Annotated in this window: 17 protein-coding genes; 14 read left to right on the plus strand and 3 right to left on the minus strand. The window is 44.2% G+C overall.

Annotation, left to right across the window (positions count from 1 at the left end; genetic code table 11):
* The 5 genes from L5M17_RS09145 to L5M17_RS09165 all read left to right on the plus strand — a co-directional run.
* Positions 1–238: integrase core domain-containing protein (locus L5M17_RS09145; protein ID WP_263146819.1), on the plus strand; the 238-nt coding region annotated here is incomplete at its 5' end.
* 36 nt (positions 239–274) lie between these two features.
* Entirely contained in the window at positions 275–952 is a 678-nt protein-coding gene (locus L5M17_RS09150) for a hypothetical protein (RefSeq protein WP_263146821.1), read from the plus strand.
* A gap of 70 nt (positions 953–1,022) precedes the next feature.
* On the plus strand, positions 1,023–2,138 hold the full coding sequence (locus L5M17_RS09155; RefSeq protein ID WP_263146822.1) for a hypothetical protein: 1,116 nt from the start codon (positions 1,023–1,025) through the stop codon (positions 2,136–2,138).
* 481 nt (positions 2,139–2,619) lie between these two features.
* Positions 2,620–3,525: an endonuclease/exonuclease/phosphatase family protein gene (locus L5M17_RS09160; RefSeq protein ID WP_263146826.1), complete on the plus strand. Its 906-nt coding sequence runs from the start codon at positions 2,620–2,622 to the stop codon at positions 3,523–3,525.
* 7 nt (positions 3,526–3,532) lie between these two features.
* The gene (locus L5M17_RS09165; RefSeq protein ID WP_263146829.1) at positions 3,533–4,033 is read left to right on the plus strand and encodes a hypothetical protein; all 501 of its coding nucleotides are present in this window, start codon (positions 3,533–3,535) and stop codon (positions 4,031–4,033) included.
* 310 nt (positions 4,034–4,343) lie between these two features.
* Here L5M17_RS09165 and L5M17_RS09170 read toward each other — a convergent pair whose 3' ends face one another.
* Positions 4,344–4,592, minus strand: a complete 249-nt coding sequence (locus L5M17_RS09170) for a hypothetical protein (RefSeq protein WP_263146832.1) — start codon at positions 4,590–4,592, stop codon at positions 4,344–4,346.
* A 574-nt stretch (positions 4,593–5,166) separates the two neighbouring features.
* Here L5M17_RS09170 and L5M17_RS09175 point away from each other — a divergent pair.
* The gene (locus tag L5M17_RS09175; RefSeq protein ID WP_263146834.1) at positions 5,167–6,378 is read left to right on the plus strand and encodes an NnrS family protein; all 1,212 of its coding nucleotides are present in this window, start codon (positions 5,167–5,169) and stop codon (positions 6,376–6,378) included.
* Entirely contained in the window at positions 6,362–7,771 is a 1,410-nt protein-coding gene (locus L5M17_RS09180; protein ID WP_263146835.1) for an ammonia-forming cytochrome c nitrite reductase subunit c552, read from the plus strand. Before L5M17_RS09175 ends, L5M17_RS09180 begins: the two co-directional genes overlap by 17 nt.
* 285 nt (positions 7,772–8,056) lie before the next feature.
* Here L5M17_RS09180 and L5M17_RS09185 read toward each other — a convergent pair whose 3' ends face one another.
* The gene (locus L5M17_RS09185; protein ID WP_263146837.1) at positions 8,057–9,634 is read right to left on the minus strand and encodes an ATP-binding cassette domain-containing protein; all 1,578 of its coding nucleotides are present in this window, start codon (positions 9,632–9,634) and stop codon (positions 8,057–8,059) included.
* Entirely contained in the window at positions 9,631–11,229 is a 1,599-nt protein-coding gene (locus L5M17_RS09190; protein ID WP_263146840.1) for an ATP-binding cassette domain-containing protein, read from the minus strand. Before L5M17_RS09190 ends, L5M17_RS09185 begins: the two co-directional genes overlap by 4 nt.
* Before the next feature lie 319 nt (positions 11,230–11,548).
* On the opposite strand from L5M17_RS09190, the gene L5M17_RS09195 reads away from it, so the two are divergent.
* From L5M17_RS09195 to L5M17_RS09225, 7 genes are all read left to right on the plus strand, one after another.
* The gene (locus L5M17_RS09195; protein ID WP_263146843.1) at positions 11,549–13,666 is read left to right on the plus strand and encodes a TonB-dependent receptor; all 2,118 of its coding nucleotides are present in this window, start codon (positions 11,549–11,551) and stop codon (positions 13,664–13,666) included.
* 92 nt (positions 13,667–13,758) lie between these two features.
* Complete coding sequence (locus L5M17_RS09200) at positions 13,759–14,469, plus strand: TetR/AcrR family transcriptional regulator (RefSeq protein ID WP_219234616.1); 711 nt, start codon at positions 13,759–13,761, stop codon at positions 14,467–14,469.
* 72 nt (positions 14,470–14,541) lie between these two features.
* Positions 14,542–15,483, plus strand: a complete 942-nt coding sequence (locus L5M17_RS09205) for an ABC transporter permease (protein ID WP_287480675.1) — start codon at positions 14,542–14,544, stop codon at positions 15,481–15,483.
* Complete coding sequence (locus L5M17_RS09210) at positions 15,480–16,430, plus strand: iron chelate uptake ABC transporter family permease subunit (protein WP_263146845.1); 951 nt, start codon at positions 15,480–15,482, stop codon at positions 16,428–16,430. The genes L5M17_RS09205 and L5M17_RS09210 overlap by 4 nt, the downstream gene beginning before the upstream one ends.
* Complete coding sequence (locus L5M17_RS09215) at positions 16,427–17,209, plus strand: ABC transporter ATP-binding protein (protein WP_263146848.1); 783 nt, start codon at positions 16,427–16,429, stop codon at positions 17,207–17,209. The genes L5M17_RS09210 and L5M17_RS09215 overlap by 4 nt, the downstream gene beginning before the upstream one ends.
* A complete protein-coding gene (locus L5M17_RS09220) occupies positions 17,206–18,207 on the plus strand; it encodes a siderophore ABC transporter substrate-binding protein (protein ID WP_263146849.1) in 1,002 nt (333 codons plus the stop codon). Before L5M17_RS09215 ends, L5M17_RS09220 begins: the two co-directional genes overlap by 4 nt.
* A gap of 154 nt (positions 18,208–18,361) precedes the next feature.
* Complete coding sequence (locus L5M17_RS09225) at positions 18,362–18,652, plus strand: DUF2607 family protein (RefSeq protein WP_028761491.1); 291 nt, start codon at positions 18,362–18,364, stop codon at positions 18,650–18,652.
* Positions 18,653–18,715: the final 63 nt, after the last annotated feature.

Below are 18,715 nucleotides of genomic sequence, written 5' to 3' on the forward strand. Positions count from 1 at the left end.
TCGCCGCGGGAATTGTTGGGATAACGCACCAATGGAGCGTTTCTTTAGAAGTTTGAAATCTGAGTGGATACCCGCTAGTGGTTATGGGAATTTTACAGAAGCAGATAAAGAGATCACAAATTACATCACTGGATACTACAGTGAGACCAGACCCCATCAATATAATGGTGGGTTAACGCCAAATGAGTCAGAACGTTTATATTGGAATGACTCTAAAACCGTGGCCAATTTTACTTGACCACTACAATTACACTTCCGCTTGATGACAGAGGATTTGCTGAACTCAATAGCAATGATGCCAAGAGAGGCGAAAATCCAGACTCTAATAAGAGAATTTGGGTTAGATAAGGAAAACGCAACTCAGACCATAGAAGAATTAGAACGCAAAGCTGAAGCTTCACCGCTTGTAATGTTGCAGAAAATGAATGTTGGCGAAGGTGGTCAGTTTATTCAAGTCCGAATGGGACCGAACTATGAGATGGCACTTCTAATGGCTCAGGTCACAGGTTCTGTATTGGTTACGGATAGTGGTTCGAGATGGCAAGAGTTGACGACAGCACAGCACCGGGATCAGGGAATAATTACCTATCCATGGGGCGAAGCTTTTGAGCAATTAGGTTCTATGCCGATTGACGTACAGTTCCTAGATACGCTCCGGAAATCACAAGGCCATTTCGCAACATTCAGAAATCTTCTGAAAACGGCTGATCGTATGATCTTGGACAATAATCGAAATGTAGCTCGATTCGCTGGTCAGGCTTCCGACTTTATGGGGCAACTAGGGCAGGTTACAGAGTCTTTGATAATTGATAGCTTAAAGATACTAAGTCCGGAAGGAGGTTTTTATGATCCCCATGTCCAACGATTACTAGCGAGATCTAGTTGCCAAAGATATGACCACCGTGTCAGATCGATTTACGGCATAGGTCTTCCAGAACAACTAATAATGTGAGCAGGTGAATAATGACTCTTTCTGAGATTATTCATATTTATAAATCTGAGTATGGTTTTATAGAGGTTAAATGCACGAAAAATTAAATCGTTGGCTAGATATCGCTGAGCGTATTTTAAATTTAATCAGACCAAAAGCTTATAACACTATAGCTAAAGCTGTTGTTCTTACTGGGATCGGTCTGATAATCGAATCACAGATTAACTTTCTTCACGCTGTAGTGGTGGCACTTTTTGAAGAGTACATAGGTAAGTCTGAGATTCTTCGCTCTGTACTGAATGCTTCTAGTGATACCTCAATAGGTATTTTACTTGTCCTTATTGGTATGACGTATCACCTAATTGTAGCTCTTGGTAAAGATTTCTTTGATAGTAAAAAGGCAGCGTTGCCGAAGTATCCAGTTCTAAATTGCTTGCTACTAAACGGCGACAAGGAAGGGTTAGATTCAGAATTCACTATACGTGGTAAGTTAGTTTCTCTTCCTAATAGCGATGCTATTCCTGATCAAGTAGAGCCAACACTTGATGAGTCGATCTTCGGTAACAGTCAATTCTTTCAAACGATGCAACTCATACAAAATACTCACTTTGGCAAACAACTGAACAAAGGTTTATACAGAGAGCGAGCAAACGTGCTTAGAGAGTGGGCTGGTGCAGAACTACTGTACTTAACCCTATGCAATGACAGTAGTAGTTTGGCAAACGGAGTCTGTGTTGAGCTAACGATTCCGCGGCATAAAGGTTTATCAATCAAAGTTCCTGAAAGTCGTCTTCCTAAAGATCCTAAAGTTAAAGAAGATTATCACGATAGATTTCAGATCCACAGTCTTCGCATCTCCCAAGCAGCATTTATACCAGACTTGAGGGTGTTATCTGACGCTAAAAACTACTACATAAAATGGAACGTAAAACGCCTTCAAGCTCAAACGATCTTGGAAGCTGATGAGTGTGTATTGTTCAAAACTGATAAGCCCGTAAATATTCAATGCACTATCTTTTGTGATGAATTACCAGAACCTACCACAACTATGTTTATAGCAAACCCACCTTCAGAAACAATTATTGTCTCTGTAGATGAATTATCGGAAGAGCTCTATTACGAGCCGCTACGAGATCAACTTATCATGAATGGCTATATAACAAGAGTTATTGAAGATATGGTTAAAGAATATGAGCTTGAGAACTAGAGGCTTCGAGATGAGTGTTAATTTCAGTTAATACTAAGCAATCATGTTAACGACTTTGCCATACCCTTGGTAATTCACGGGTTGCTAAGCTAGTAAATTACCTAGCTCATTTTTGTCCAAACTCGTGTAAGGCCGATCAGTTCTGGCACGTTTATACCCCAAAGCTATCTAGAAATTTTACTCATTCACATACTGTTAATGTGTTTTTGCCCTACTAAAAGTTATCCGAATGTAGTAAACCAAGAAATATGTAAGGGGAATGAAAACCTGAGTATCAACGCTGAGCACAGTGGCAAAAAGAACTTCAATATCGTCTCGTTACGCGGAACGAAAAGCGCCTTTTGGTTTGACGTTTGGAGAGCGTTCATATATGTCCTCGATTATCCTGTTATTAGTGATTATGAGCATATACTTAGCCACGCAATATATGGTAATTTGTGCTGTTATTACCCCCCTTTAAATCAATCAGTTAAATCGGACTATGCGATTACATAATTTGAAGTTTGGTTGGTGGAACGTTTCACTAAGCCCTCCAAGAGTTAAGACCAAAGGTAGTCCCGAAAATTATCAATCTATAAGTCAAATTTTGGTAGATATTTTTATAAGGCATGACCTGTCTCTGATAGGGGTATGTGAGGTTTCGTCTGATGATATGTACCACATTCAAACCTACTTACAGGGAACTCCCTATCAGGCTCTATCTTTAGATCACAAAGCTGGTCAAACAAGATTTGATGCCGCAGTCATATACGACCCTCGGAGAGTAAGTGTTTCACACGAATTGGACTTAAAGAGGATTGAACGAGATCAGGTAATTAAATTAGGTCAGGCTCTTCAGATTGTAGATTTAAAAGAAGGTGATAAGTTTAAGTTAATCCTATGTCATTGGGCTAGCAGGATAAATTCCAGCGGAGAGTCTAGACGAAAACTCGCGGCTCAAGGTTTATACGATGCTGTAAGGGATATGATGCGCAACAATGAGCACATCATTATTATGGGCGATTTCAACGCAAGCCCATATGATAGTGTGATGCTTGAAGAACTAAATGCCACGAGGTGTCATGAAGCCGTTAGAAGGCATCCGACAGAATTGTTTTACAATCCTTTCTGGCGTGCATTGCCATCAAAAGAGGCCTACAACTATACAATGAGAGATACCCAGTATTTTCCATCCGGCTCACATAGGTATCAAGACTCGTATGGCCAGTATTGGCATACATTCGATCAGATAGTATTTTCAGGGAACTTTCTGGGACAAAGTGAATGGCATTTGAACGAGTCAACAACAAGAACGCTGTTTGATGAGCCTTTAGGATCTAGTATTCTAGATAAGAAATCCATAATTGATCACCTACCTGTTGTATGTGAGATAATTAAGCACCCATGAGGTTGATATGAGTTTTAATTTTAAAGAAAGCTTGGTCAAGGGGCAGGCTAGTGCATCTCTTGTAAAGAAAAATCAGAGGGAACTTGATGATATCTACAATGAACTGGCTAAGACGTTGAGCGAGCACTTTGGGTTTGAAGTTAGGCTATATGATATGCCTGAGTATAAAGGCCTGGGCTTAAGCAACTCTATCGCAGCGATAGGAGCTGCATTTCAAGCTTGGGCCAACCCAGAAAGCGTTGCGACTGGATATACAATACTCTTGTTGGGAGCAGAAGATACGAATGTTGATAAAGTGACTCTGTTTAGATATAAACAAAGTGATGATGTTTATCCCGTCACAGTGCTCATAAACAAAGACAAAATACTCTGTTACAACCAAGAAGAGTATGCAGCCGCAATAAATAAAGCTCTTGAGAACCCAAGGCTGAATCTGGAGTTAATAGAGTTTAAAGCAAAAGTAGAACAAGCATTGCAAGCAAGTTCGGAAGATTCTGAACCAGCATAGCTTTTAGTTGCCGCCGAAGCATCCTGTAATGGGTGTCGAAAATGCAGGCTATTTTGAAGCTGATAACACGTTAGGTTTAGTGGTGAAGGTGTTACGCGAAGCATAGGTGTTGCGTTACTCACCTTAATAGGCCGTTACCCATAATTTTCCTAATATCTACCAGACTAAATGGAGAAAACTGACTAACCAGTTTCTGTCCCCAAATGAGCAAGAGGAAGGGGATATTTAGGTTAATAGTCTAATCCTAAAGAGTGCTGTAGCTAAATGAGTACGATTAGTTATCCTTTTATATGATTAAAATAGTTAGAAATTAATCATGTAGAACATCAAAAATCATGTGCTTATCAGATGTTTTTTTCGATTTTAATTTTCTAACAAATTTCTTATCTAATTGATTTTTATTTTTTAAATTACCATCTCCAAAACCGATGGTTGCGGGTTCGAGTCCTGCCACCCCTGCCAAATAAAACAACGGCTTGCATAGAAATATGCGAGCCGTTTTATTTTGTGTTGAATAAAACGAAAAAAATGATTTTGCTTGGATTGAATAACTCGCCATTTTTTAACGCTACCAATTGCCGGTACTATTTCCATTTTTTTGTTGTAACCCTCCACATAACTGCGGCTTGTAGGCTATTTGCTGTCAATGCTTGTTCATCAAATAGGTTGTTGGCGAAGTCACTAATCCGCCAGTTTCTAGCCTGATAATCGATGCTAAAGCGAGTTACCACATAATCATCTGCAACTGTTATCGCCGTTATAAATTGAGCTGCCTGTGCTATCAAAGTCTTGGCTGTGTTCGAAATAAGATAGGCCAATCAAAGCCACGGTTATTTAAATCAAAACGGTATTTCTCCCATCTAAAATTTACCAATGTGTGACTGTTTGTGCCGTTACCTGTGTAAAAGTTTGCATCGAACCTTTGTCCATCATGAACCCGCAGTACATTGATCAAGCCTATTAGCCGTCAGAAATGAGTATTCCACGACACTTTATTTTTTGTTCATCTTTGGGATCTTAGTTCCAAAATCTAAGATTTAGTTTGAATTGAAGGTCATAACAGTACAATATAAGGATTATATTGAATGCATCTTAAGTGTGTTCGTCATCGTTCTGCTACTCGGCTAACAACTATGCTAAATATTGATGATCCTACACAAACCGAACGTACTCACGCGTTATGGCGCTTAGGCTTTAGACCTTTTTTCCTTGGGGGAGCAATATTAGCTGCGCTATATATCCCTTTGTGGCTATTAACTTGGTTTACTCCCCAATATAGCTTTTTCCCTTCATCCTTTTGGAGCCAAATATTGCCGCTATGGTGGCATCCACATGAAATGTTGTTCGGTTTTGCTATGGCAATTGTGTGTGGATTTTTGCTGACAGCCGTTCAAAATTGGACCAACCAACCTACATTAAAGGGATGGCCACTTGCATTGACCTTTAGCTGCTGGTTACTTGCACGATTATTACTCTTACTCCCAATGCAGGTTCCGCTCATTTTGCCCGCCTTGTTTGATTCATTGTTCCTTGGTATGGCAAGCCTTACCCTATGGCGCTGCATTTATAAGGTGAAGCAATGGCGCAATATTGGTTTTCCGATCATGTTGTTTGCTGCACTCGTGATTAACAATGTCAGCTATTACGCCCTTTTTGAGCGCGACTTTATTCTTGCCAACCAGATCTGGCAGGCGATGTTATGGTGGTTAGCCTTACTTATCACCATAGTCGGTGGGCGTGTCATTCCATTCTTTACCGCGATGCGCATTAAGGCCACCAAAGCAGAACCCTTAACTTGGATTGAATACCCGCTGATCCTGACAATGATCTTGCTCGTCATTCAATCACTCATCCACCTTATACCTCTGGAAGTCGAGCGAGGCTTACTGCTCATTGCAGGGCTCTTGCAGCTGGTCCGATTTGCACGCTGGTTACCCCATAAAACACTGAAGGAACCTATGCTGTGGTCCTTGCATCTTGCCTATTTAATGTTGCCACTCAGCCTGTTAGCCATGAGTTGGTATCTCGATAATGAATATGCCTATCGCAGTTTGCTTCACCTATTTGCTATTGGCTGTATGGCTACCCTGTGTCTTTCGATGATTTCCAGAGTGTCACTCGGGCACACAAGTCGAAATATTTATGAGGGCCCTAAGATGATCTTGGCATTTATTTGCCTACCGTTAGCGGCACTGCTCAGGGCGCTAATGCCCATCTGGTTTCCGGCCCACACCCAAGTCTGGTTATGGTTGGCTGGCAGTTGCTGGTTTATCGCATTTGCACTGTTTGTATGGCATTACTTGCCGATACTTTCTCGCCCCCGTATCGATGGGCGCCCAGGTTAATATTGATGTTAGGACAAAAGGATACAAAGTGAAAACTTATTTGAAAACAGTTACATTGCTAAAAATGATTTGCTTGCTCGCCATAACTACATGTACATCTGTAGCGGCTTCCGATACTAGCAATCAACAAAAATACCCTAACCAATATCAATCTTGGCAAGCGACCTCTGAACAGGTCGAGCGCGAGGATATGCTCGCCAATTATCCCGCCAGCATCATACTCTGGGCAGGATCTTCCTATGCCAAAGAGTACCATAGCCCACGTGGACACCATTTTGCCGTTGCTGATGTGACGCATACTTTACGTACAGGTGTCCCCCCTAAGGCTGGAGAGAAAGGATTATCCGCCAGTTGTTGGACCTGCAAGACACCGGATGCCCCTAGATTGATTGAACAACTGGGATTTGAAGGATACTCCGCTAAAAACTTTACCGATCTGGGCAAAGAGATCCAAAGCGTAGTGTATTGCAGTGATTGCCATGAATCTGGCACTAATAAGTTAACTTTACCTCGCCCCCATGCCCAAGAGGCTATGGCTAAAATTCACCTGCCATTCGATAAACAAGATACCAATATGCAAGGTGCGCAGGTATGTGGTCAATGTCATGTCACTTACTATTTCCGTCCGGAAAAAAGTAATGTTGTTAATATTCCCTGGATTTTTGGCAGCACAGCCGACGATATTGAAAAATATTATGACACTCGCCGCTTCTTCGAATGGATCCATCCTCTTTCGAAAACGCCCGTACTCAAAGCACGTCATCCTGAGTTTGAACACTGGAGTCGCAGTAAACATGCCGAAGTCGGTGTCACTTGCATTACCTGCCACATGCCTACTCAGCAGGATGCAAAAGGTGTTGAATTTACTAGCCATAAAGTTGATAAAGCTTTACCGCATTTTGATAACAGTTGCAGTGGCTGCCATAGCAGTAAAACCAAAATTGAAACCAAGCTCGCGGCCAATAAATTAACGATTGAGACCAAAGCCCGCGAAGTTGAAGCTCTGCTCGTCAAGGCTCACTATGAAGCCAAAGCGGCATGGGATGCAGGTGCTAAATGGGAGAATATGAATGAGCCCATTATGGCGATACGACACAGTCAGTGGCGCTGGGACTTTGCCATGTCCTCACATGGTTTGTATGCACATAATCCACAAGAAGGTAAGCAGCTTTTAGATAAAGCCATCGAACAAGCGAACGAAGCACGTCATCTGCTCGCTGGAATATTGAAGCAACTTAACGTGACTCAAGTTACTTATCCAGATATCAGTACTAAGGAAAAGGCCCATCAAGCGATAGGGTTAGTTGAATCGGATTTAATCAAAGAAAAACAAAAGTTTATTGAAGAGGATGTTAATAAAAACTGGCACCCTGTCGCAAAATATGGTTACTAGTTTATTAACGGGTAGCTGATAATTTGAGGGATTTTATAGCTCAAAAGCGAGAGGAAGCTCGAGTATTTATGCTTTGATTCAGTGAGCGTTATGCCAACAAGGCTTGGTCGGTTCTACAGCGATGCTCATCTTCCTTTGCACGAGCAATAACTGCAGTCGAAATGATTCATGTCATTTCGGCTGCAGTTATTGCTCATTGAGATGTTGGTCTGTAACGACAAATTAATCACTGTAATCTGTGTCAGATATCTGTAATTCAGTTTTTTAATGCGTAGAAAGCCGATCCTACTTTGAGGCAACTGATTGATGAAATTCTATTATTTTGGTTGGCTGCCAAAGTGATTGGTTTCGGTGCGAAACTAAAACCAATGTACAACTCTGTTCGCAAATAGCCTTGGCTACGCGCTTTTCTGTCTCTTCATCCAATGCCGAGGTGGCCTCATCCATTATCAGAATCGGTGCATTTTTGATAAGCGCGCGTGCTAAGGCAAGCCTTTGGCGTTCTCCTCCCGATAACCCTGCGCCTTGCAAGCCGACTTCTTGGTAAATGCCCAGTTTTGATCTGTCTAATACTTCATCCAGCGCCACTTGGCGTGCCGCTTTATCTACGGCTTGATCGTCGGCATCTGGGTTACCAATACGAATGTTACTGGCAATGGTGCCTGTAAAGATGAGTGGATCCTGCGGCACATAGGCGAAAAAGCGGGCAAGTTCAGCGGCGGGGATTGACGTGAGTGAAACCTTGCCCAAAGTGATCAGGCCTAGAGTGGGATCATCAAAGCGCATCAATAACTTAAGTAAGCTGGTTTTACCTGAACCGCTCGGGCCACAAATCAGCACGCGTTCACCTGGCTCGATAGTGGCATTGATATTTTGCACCGCAGGGGGAAATGTTACGTTATTCAATTCGATTGTATGATTGTTCGGTGTCTTTTGTTGCGCTTGGCTTGGCTCTTTGAGCGTTGGCGCATGAGTCGCTTGTCGATAGTGTTTAATAGCCGCTAACTGATCATTAATGCTTATTGCCGCCACGGCGAGAGTTTCAAGTGGCGCCGCCGCGCGCATGGTCAACATCAAAACAGCGAGCAGCATTGGCGTATTGTTTATACCGGATAGCACCAGATAGAGTGCCATGCCTGCAATAGGTAAAAAGCTGGCGATAGCCGACAGTAATGTTGCTATAGCAGCGGCGCGATTAGTTCGTTCCAGTGCGATTTCTTGTGTTTGCCAGTTTTGCTCCAACCGTGTTGTTGCGCCGCTATATCCTGCTGCTGTGCGCAGTAACTCTAAGTGGTCGATAAGTTCAAGGGTTGACTGCTCTGCTGCCAATTCAGTGTTGTTTCGGTCCATATCTGCGCGGGCAAGGGCTCGTTGCGCCACACTCTGAATCACAAATGACACGAGCAACAAGCTAGCCAACATCAGTACCAGTGGTATGCCACCGATCAATCCTATGCCAAAGGTAATGCAGAGCGGAATAAGCGGTGCATGAATAAATACCTGAAATTGATGTGCCGGAATACTCATAAAGCCAGGAATGCTCCGAGAGACAGTTTCTATGAGTAGTGTCCTGACACTCGGTGTAAACCAAGATAGTTTAGCTTGTTGCATGGTCGTGCCTAATGCACTGTAGAGCGCATTGGCCAGCCTTGCGCCAGCCCAAAAAACTGAACGCGAAGCCAGTATTGTAGTGAGTATGGTTATTGCGGCAATCGATAGCACTTTTTGCGGTGATTGCTGCTCAATAATGGCTAAAGCCAGTTGAATGTAGCATGCGGCTTCCAATATGGCCGCCACAGCCCAACCGCAGGCAACAGGTATTAAGTGCTTTATGGCTGCGTAATCTTGGGGACGATTTATCATTGGCTTTCTCCTTCCCTGTGATGCTTGAGTGCGAGCTTGTCATCCGCCAGATCGGCAAGCGCTAAGTCATGGGTGACCATCACAATCGTTTTGTGGTTTGTTTTTGCGTGATGTCGTAGTGCTGTGAACACGTTAAACGCCGTTTCGCTGTCTAGGGCCGATGTGGGTTCATCAAGCAATATCACCCTAGCGGGTGAAAGAAACACACGGGCAAGATTAACGCGTTGTATTTCACCGCCAGACAGTGTGCTTGCATGAGTATTTAAGGGTTTGTCCAATTGCGCGCAGTGTAATGCTGCTAAGTAATCCTCATCCGTGGCATCAGGTGCGGTGAGTGCGAGATTGTCCGCGATGGAGGTTGCCAACACCCCCGCACTTTGCGGTAATAGCATGATCGCGCGATTAATCGAGGCTTCATTCATCTCTTTGAGTGCCATACCAGCGAGTCGAATATCTCCGGCATGTAGCGGCTCCATGCCAGCTAATAAGCGCAGTAATGTGGATTTGCCAACACCACTGATCCCTGTAACTGTCGTCACTCTGTCAGATCTAAATTGATAGTTAATGGGCACAGATTGATTGCTTGTAGACAGTGAAGGCACAACATTCGTGAGGGTGAGCGGCATAGGTGTATTAAGCTCAATATTGCCGTTACCAACAGGAACTCTCGATTGCTCAAGAAAATCCGTTAGTCGCTGAGCTGCAGCGCGGCCCGTGGCAAGATAATCAAGCCCATGCCCGAGCTTTAGGGCTGGCGTGACTATGGCCAGACTGAAGAACAAGGCTGCAGCAAGGTTTTCTGGCGGCCATTCATACCCGATGGAATAGACAATGGCAAAAGTACAGACAGCCTGCAGTAGTGATGTGGCCACGGCGACTGAAGTTGATACCTTGCTTACCCGCTCAAGAATATCCCCAATAAAATGTGTCGTTGCCTTTTGGTAATCGGCCATAGCACCAGTTTGTACGCCATAAATGCGAAATACAGGCGCACCACGGGCGTAGTCATCTACTGCTGCAGTGATATTTCCCATCACATTGACTCGTGCTTCCCCCTGTTTTGCTGCAAGCCTTGGGATCACCACCAAATAGAAAAGTGCGGCGACTAGACCTGGGATAAGGGCAAGTAATGCCACTAAGCCCGCACTTAAGATCAGCAAACCAATAGTGATAGCAGGGACAATGATAAAGGTCGCTAGCTCAGAGGGTAAATGCGCGATCATATGATGCAATGACGCTATGTCATCGACCATTAATCGCTTTAACTTTTCGCCCTTATATTTTGCCAAGGTACTTGGTGGCAACCTGACAAAATGCGCTGCAACATGACGCCTTAATCTTCCAGAAAATTGCGCCTCAGCATTGTGGTTAACCCAAGATGCGCCAGCTGATAGCAACGCTGACACGACCCCAAATATGAGCGCCCCCGCTAACCATAGCGAGTGATGACCAGCAATAAGTTGAATCATGCACCAGAGTGCACCTAGTGTCGTCACGCCAGCACCTGCCGCTAGCAGCATTCCGAAAGTGAGTGCGGGAATCGCCGGACGTAGGGCGAAGGCTAATGTTGAAGTGGGACTGAAAAGTCGCTGCATTTTAATGTTCACCTAAAAAATCGAAGTGGAACAGGCTGGGCTTCGGTCTGGAAAGTGTGATTAACACAAGGCCAATGAAGCGATGAAGTCTTGATATTGCAGAGTAAAAAAGAGTCTGAGTGCCAGAGTTTATGGGCAAATGAACATCCACGAGCCAAATTCCTTGTTTCATAAAAATTGAACCGCCATGAGATGGCGACCATATTAAGCGGTCATTTTTATTTATCAACACAGTGTTGATAAATGTTTTGAACGGCGATAATATAATTGATAACTATTCTCATTGGCAACAAATCTTTCGTATAAGGAGTTATTACACATGCCCCGATTTGGTAAGTTTTACCCACAATCAAAGTGGGTTATCGGTTCTCTTGCGCTGGGGCTTAGCGCTATTTCAGGCTCAACTATTGCTGACAGTGGAACTGCTCCGGATAAGCAATCCAAGCAACAAGATGCAGCGGGAAATATTGAAGTCATCACAGTTTACGGTCAGAAAATCGAGCGCACGCTGAAAGAAACGGCTAGCTCAGTGACAGTGATCACTGAAGAACAGTTGAGGAAAAATGCCGACCAATCAACGATTTCTGAAATTCTCGGCGGTACGCCAAACTTAATTTATGCCGGAAATACCGATGCGCCCATTATCCGCGGAACGGATACTAAAGGGCCTGTTGCAGCGGGTAATGCCTACTTATCTAAGCCTGTGCCTGGGGCAACTATCAGTGTTGATGGTAAATATCTGAGCCCCGCAGAACTGGATTTAGGTGCCGCAGGCGTGTGGGATGTGTCGTCTATTGAAGTCTACCGTGGTCCGCAAACGACCAGTCAAGGAGCCAACAGTATTGCTGGCGCCGTAGTCATCCATACCCATAACCCCACTTATACGCCAGAATTTGCAGCGCAAGCACTTTATGGCAGTCGGAATAAGCAGCGCTTTTCGGTCATGGCGTCCGGTGCGCTAAGTAATGACTTTGCCGCAAGAATTAGCGCAGATTACAGCGCTAGAGATACCTTTGTTGATTACGTTAACCCAGAGTTTACTGCCCATGATTTAGATTTTGAGTTTAAAAACCAAAATCTACGGGCGAAGTTGCTATGGGAACCCGAAAAATACAGCAACTTTTCCGCCATGCTGACTTATTCCTCCACTGAGGCTAAACGTCCCAGAAACGAGGTGGTATCAGAACCCTATGATGACTTAGAAAATCGTTCAATTTTTCAGGATAATCAAGAAGTCAGTAATCATGTCGGGATTTTTGATCTTGAATATGTGTTCGACAATGGGATGAAGTTGCATAACCAACTGCAGTATTCAGAAGGGCAGTTTGATTATCGCTTCGCAGCACCTTATCAAGGGATCGCAAAACGAGATAATGAAAACTTTTCGAATGATATAAGGCTGAACTTTGGTGACAAAAGTTCAGAGTTTAGTGGGGTTGCCGGTGTCTTCTACTGGGATGATAAAACCAACAACAAGCTGAACAACGTATTTGGTAATGCCGACGCAGACCTGAGGCATACCAGTTTTGCCCCCTACGGTGAAGTCATATGGCGCTTCTCACCTAAGTGGGCATTCACCAGCGCTCTTCGTTATCAGTCTGATGAAATTAGCCACGATGGTATTGCCAGCTACATCCCAGGTGTGCGCCATCAATATAAAGAAACGTTTACGGCGTTATTACCTAAGGTTGCCCTGTCCTATGATCTGACAGATAACGTCTTAGTCGGCGCTATGATCAGTGAAGGTAACATTCCTGGGGGCACAGGCATTAACTTCCGCGGCGGCGAATATTATACATTCGATGCCGAATCGGCATGGAACTATGAACTTTTTACCCGTATCGATCTGCTTGAACAACGCTTGATCATAAATAGCAATCTCTTTTACACCTGCTTTAAGGATTCACAACGTTCAGTTACTGATTACCTCGATGGGCGTCCCTTTGGTTCTGTCATTATTAATGCTGATGAAGCGCAGAGCTATGGGATTGAATTAGATTGGAACTTTAAAGTGGCCGATAGTTTTAGCCTATATGGTGGGCTGGGTTTACTTGAAACTGAGATAAGTGAATTTAATGACTACCGTGGCGAGGAGTTTGTCGGCAACGAGTTTAGTAAAGCGCCGGGATATATGTTCAATATAGGGTTTGACTATTCAATCACAGACGCCATTAAAGTGAGCGGTGATGTGCGCCATACGGATGGATACTTTTCAACGGATACCAATGAGCCAGAGTTAAGAGTGGGATCTTACACTACGGTAAACCTGAATTCTTCCTATCAAATCAACCAATATTTTGAAGCCTTTGTTTATGCACGCAATTTGCTGGATGAACGTGCACCCGTGGCAAAAATGGCTGACAGAAGTACCGGAGGCGTGGATGCATATTTACTTGAACCTCGAGAAATAGGTGTAGGCGTTAGGGCGAAGTTTTAGCGGCTAGATTCTACCCGCGGTATTGGCTATTGCCATGCAGCGGGTAGCAAGAGCGGTTAGAATGGCTTTTTTGCCTTGGAAACCTTATCGATATGACACAAGTACCGGATCAACCCACTCAAAAACGCCAGCGTGGCAGACCTAGCCGTATTTCCCGTGAGGCTATCGCCAGAGCTGCGTTGGAGATTGGGGTTGATCAAGCGACCATCCCTGCTATAGCCGCGCATTTAAAGGTCGATCATTCTTCCCTCTACCATCACGTAGCAGGTCGGAATGATGTTATCTCCATTGCTGCTGAGCTTGCAATTAATGAGCTGGACTGGCGAGCGCCAGCGGCCACAGATTGGCGGAGCGAATTGATCATATTGACCGATGCCATTTGGGCACTCTATGAGCGTCATCCTGGCCTCGCTGAGTCTATCCATCAGGCCAGTGTTACGCCGTCATCGGGTATACGTTCTTTTGCTGAATCGGTCGAAAAGCTGCAACGCAAAGGCTTCTCCCTCGATGAAGCAGTGCTGGCCGTTGATATCTTAGTTGACATGGTGGGGGAGTGCTTTTTGGGATGGTGGTCAACCACTAAACCAGAAGCCGATGGTCGGACACGTAAAGAGCGAATTATCGCAATTTGGGAAGATGAAGCCACCAAGCTCCCTGATAAAGCTGAGCAGATAAATGCGATGGTAGACATTATGAAGGTGGGCGCTCGCAAATGGTGGGAGCGAAAACGTGACTTAGTGTTAGCGGGTATTGCCGTTACCCATGCCCAAAAGGCTGGGGGATCCGATAAGGCTCAAACATAGCGCGTCGATATGAAAACCTCATAGCGGCTGCAGATTAGTACAAGATTTATTGCGTATAGGAAGTATCAGTTTGTGAAGGTGGTTTATGCACTGACGTGCTTTTTTGTGCTTTGTTTTGCCTCATTGCTGCTAGGCGCAAAGTATGCCTCTGTGGCGCAGATGCTGACGTTATCGGATGATGTTTGGTTGGTGTTATCTGCTAGTCGTCTGCCGCGGCTCTTTGCCTTGATTTGCTCAGGTGTCGGGCTCGCAGTCTGTGGCGTGATATTACAGCAGATTGTGCAAAACAAGTTTGTTGAACCTGCTACTTGTGGCGGGCTTGATGCCGCCAAACTAGGCATATTAATTTCAATCATTCATGCCCCGAGTATGGGGGTTACCGCCAGAATGTTGGGGGCTTTGGTTTTTTGCCTGCTTGCGAGCTTAGCCTTTATTCTGATTATTCGTGGTATTCGGTATAAGAGTCCGGTGCTCATTCCAATTATTGGGATTATGTTTGGCAGTGTACTCAGTGCGATAGCGGAACTTTATGCTTATCAAAACAATATGATGCAGAGTATGCAGGGATGGATGCTGGGTGATTTTTCAAAAATCGTGCAGGGCAACTACGAAATCATCTATCTGATCCTTCCCGTGGTCATACTGACCTACCTTTATGCACAGCGCTTTACCATAGTGGGAATGGGCGAAGGCTTGGCTACCACACTAGGCCTGAGTTATTTCAACCTAGTTATCTTAGGGTTAGTGCTGGTTTCCCTGACTATAGCGACCACAGTTATCACAGTCGGGAGCATTCCATTTATTGGTTTGATTATTCCTAATCTTGTCGCTATGCGTTACGGCGATAATTTAAAACGTACCTTGCCTATTATCGCCTTTGCTGGCGCAACGCTTCTGATTATCTGTGACTTGCTTGGTCGGATTATTTTGTATCCCTTTGAAATTCCTATAGGTCTAACGGCAAGCTGTTTAGGTGGACTCATATTTTTAGTTATCGTTTGGAAAATCAAATGAAAGACAGTGCATGGCGTTTTTTGAGCTGGGGGCTGCCTATTATGTTGGCAGTCACATTTTTATTGATGGGCTCAGGCTTTGATTTTGACTATGTCATACCGAATAGATTGGTGCGTTTAGCTACAATTTGCCTTGGTGGTGTCTGTATTGCGTTTTCTTCGATACTGTTTCAGACCTTAGCCGGAAATCGCATTTTAACGCCATCTATCATGGGGTATGAAGGGGTTTACTTGATTTTGCAGGCACTGTTGATCCTTATCTTAGGGACGGGCAGCAGTATTCTGATCACCGCTAACAGCAATTTTTCTGTCTCAGTCGTGGTGATGTTGCTTTACTCAATGGCGATTCACCGCTGGCTATTTAGTGGGGATCGACATGATGTGTTCTTCCTACTGCTTGTGGGCTTAGTGCTCACTGTGGTGTTAGGCAGTTTTACTCAGTTAATCCAATATTCTATCAGTCCCGGTGAGTTTTCTATTTTCCAGAGCTACAGCTTAGCGTCGTTCAACCGCGCTCAACCAGAGCAATTGCTTATCTCTCTAGTACTTGTTAGTGCCGTGTGTATTGCCGCTTGGAGAGTGCGTGCTGTACTTGATGTATTACTGATGGGGCGGGAGCAAGCTATCTCTCTTGGTATTGATTATCAAAAAGTGGTGCGCCTGCTATTGGGTCTTATCGCGGTATTGGTCGCAATATCAACCAGTTTAGTGGGGCCGACTGCTTTTATGGGGATATTTGTCGCGAATATGGCCTATGCACTGGCAAGGCATCCGTCGCACTCATTTACCTTGATAACAGGATGCGCTGTTGCTATCTCGGTTTTTCTGATCGCGCAAATGCTTGTTGAGCATCTGTTTAATTATCAAACCAGTGTTGGGCTGTTAATTAATCTATTTTGTGGCGCCTATTTCTTTGTCTTAATTCTTAAACCTCGGAGCGCAGTGTGATAACCGTCAATAACTTATATCAGTCTTATAGCGCGAAACCTGTGCTAAAAAATGTCACGGCACAATTTCCCGAACATCAGATGACTTCTCTCATCGGCCCTAACGGTGCCGGCAAAAGTACCTTACTGATGTCGATTGGTCGGTTACTGAATATCCAGCAGGGCGAGGTATTACTCAAAGGTACTGCTATCCACAATATTCCCTTGAAGGATTATGCCAAGCAAGTGGCAACCATGCGTCAGTTTAACAGCCTCAATTTACGCCTGACGGTCAGGGAGTTAGTGGCATTTGGTCGTTTTCCCTATAGCCAAGGGGCACTCACAAAGGAAGATCATCGCGCCATTGATGAAGCGCTGTCGTTTTTAGCTTTACAGTCATTAGCCAATGTATTTATTGATGAACTTAGCGGCGGACAACGCCAAATGGCTTTTCTGGCAATGGCGATTGCGCAGCAAACGGATTATTTATTGTTAGATGAACCGCTCAACAATCTGGATATGAAACATGCCGTTAGCATAATGCGGGCACTTCGCCATCTGTGTGACGATTACAAACGAACGGTAGTGTTAGTGGTTCACGATATCAATTTTGCGGCGAACTACTCCGACTATATTGTCGGTATGAAGCAAGGCGTTGTGCACTGCGCTGGACCCGTTGAAGAGGTCGTCACAGCACAAAGGTTAAAAGCACTGTACGAACTGGATCTTGAGGTGCTGAAAACGAGTCAAGGAACAGTATGTAACTATTTCAACTTCAACTTACAAGGAGAATACAAGTGACGTCGAAATGTAGAAGTGGGACTAAAGTGATAGCGATTCTGTTATTTAGCTCGGCTTTTTTGCTGGCCTGCGACAATAAAACTGAATCAGTACAACTTGCATCATTGGATACGAGTGCTTCAACGGCTGAGTTGGATTTTGCCCCGATAGAGGTAGAGCATAAGCTGGGCACTACTGTTATTACAAAACGGCCAGTACGTGTTGCGGCCCTAGATATGAATGAAGTCGACTATCTCGAACAGTTGGGTATTCCCATTGTCGGTATGCCAAAGGATTTTGTTCCTTACTACCTGAAAGACTACAGCAACAATAGTGATATTGTTGATTTAGGTGCTATCGTTCAACCCAATATGGAACGTATTTATGCACTTAAACCCGATTTGGTGCTGATGTCATCCGTTCAAGCTAGTCATTATCAAGCGCTTTCCAATTTGGCTCCGACCATTCATTTGGATATTGATTACCAAGACAGCAACAGCGATTACTTTGATATAGTCAAACAGCACTTGTTGGTGCTGGGTAAATTATTCGATAAGCAAACCTTGGCAAAACATAAAGTGGATGAACTGGAAAGTAAGATCCAAGCCGCCAGAATGGTGATTAAGGACAGGCCAGAAAAAGCCTTGGTGGTGCTACATAATAATGGCGCTTTTCGATTTTTAGGTATTCGTTCTCGGTATGGGTTCATTTACAGTGCGCTAGGGGTTAAACCCGCTAGCTTGTCAGAGCAGATGGGATTACACGGTCAACCTGTATCAAGCGAGTTTATTCTTGAAAACAATCCCGACATCATTTACGTGGTTGACAGAACCGCAGTGATGGAGCGAAGCCCTGTATTGGATAAACAATCTATCGATAACCCTCTCTTGCGTGAAACTAACGCTTGGAAGACGGGGAATGTTATTTTTGTGGATCCCGAGGCTTGGTATATCACAGGTGCGGGCATAACATCCCTTAATATCATGATTGATGATGTGTTAAAGGGTTATGTAAAGTAGCTGGCTGCAAATAGTCTATGGACGGCATAGCTAATGACTCATGAGATAAGTTACCTCTTGTAACATTTAAGCCCTACGGCTTAGGTAAATCGGTTTGCAACTTTAGTAGTGCTTAACATACAATCGCCTGCCAAATTATCTGAGGAAGTAGGGTTTGAATAGTGTGATACAAACAAGACGCACCCTAGCGATATGGCTTGCTGCCATATTGGTGCTATTGTCTGTTGCCATTGCTGTTCACAGTGTTTCTCATGCTAGTGAAGACTCTAAGGCCAATTGTTCGCTGTGCTTACATCAGCACCAGTTGCAACATGCGCTAACCAGTACACCCTTTCATTTCCAACTCGCTCAACAGGGTTATATTTCGGTTGAGTTTCAGGCAGTTTCCTTTAAGCGACCTTTTAGTCGTTTCTTCAATAGTCGTGCTCCGCCCATAACAGCATAAGTTACTGTTTATTCAATTTATCTTAATTAACTTTGAGCGCCTTGGCTTAGCTAAGGCGCCTAT

This window comes from Shewanella sp. SW24 (assembly GCF_025653395.1).
GTDB lineage: Bacteria > Pseudomonadota > Gammaproteobacteria > Enterobacterales > Shewanellaceae > Shewanella > Shewanella oncorhynchi.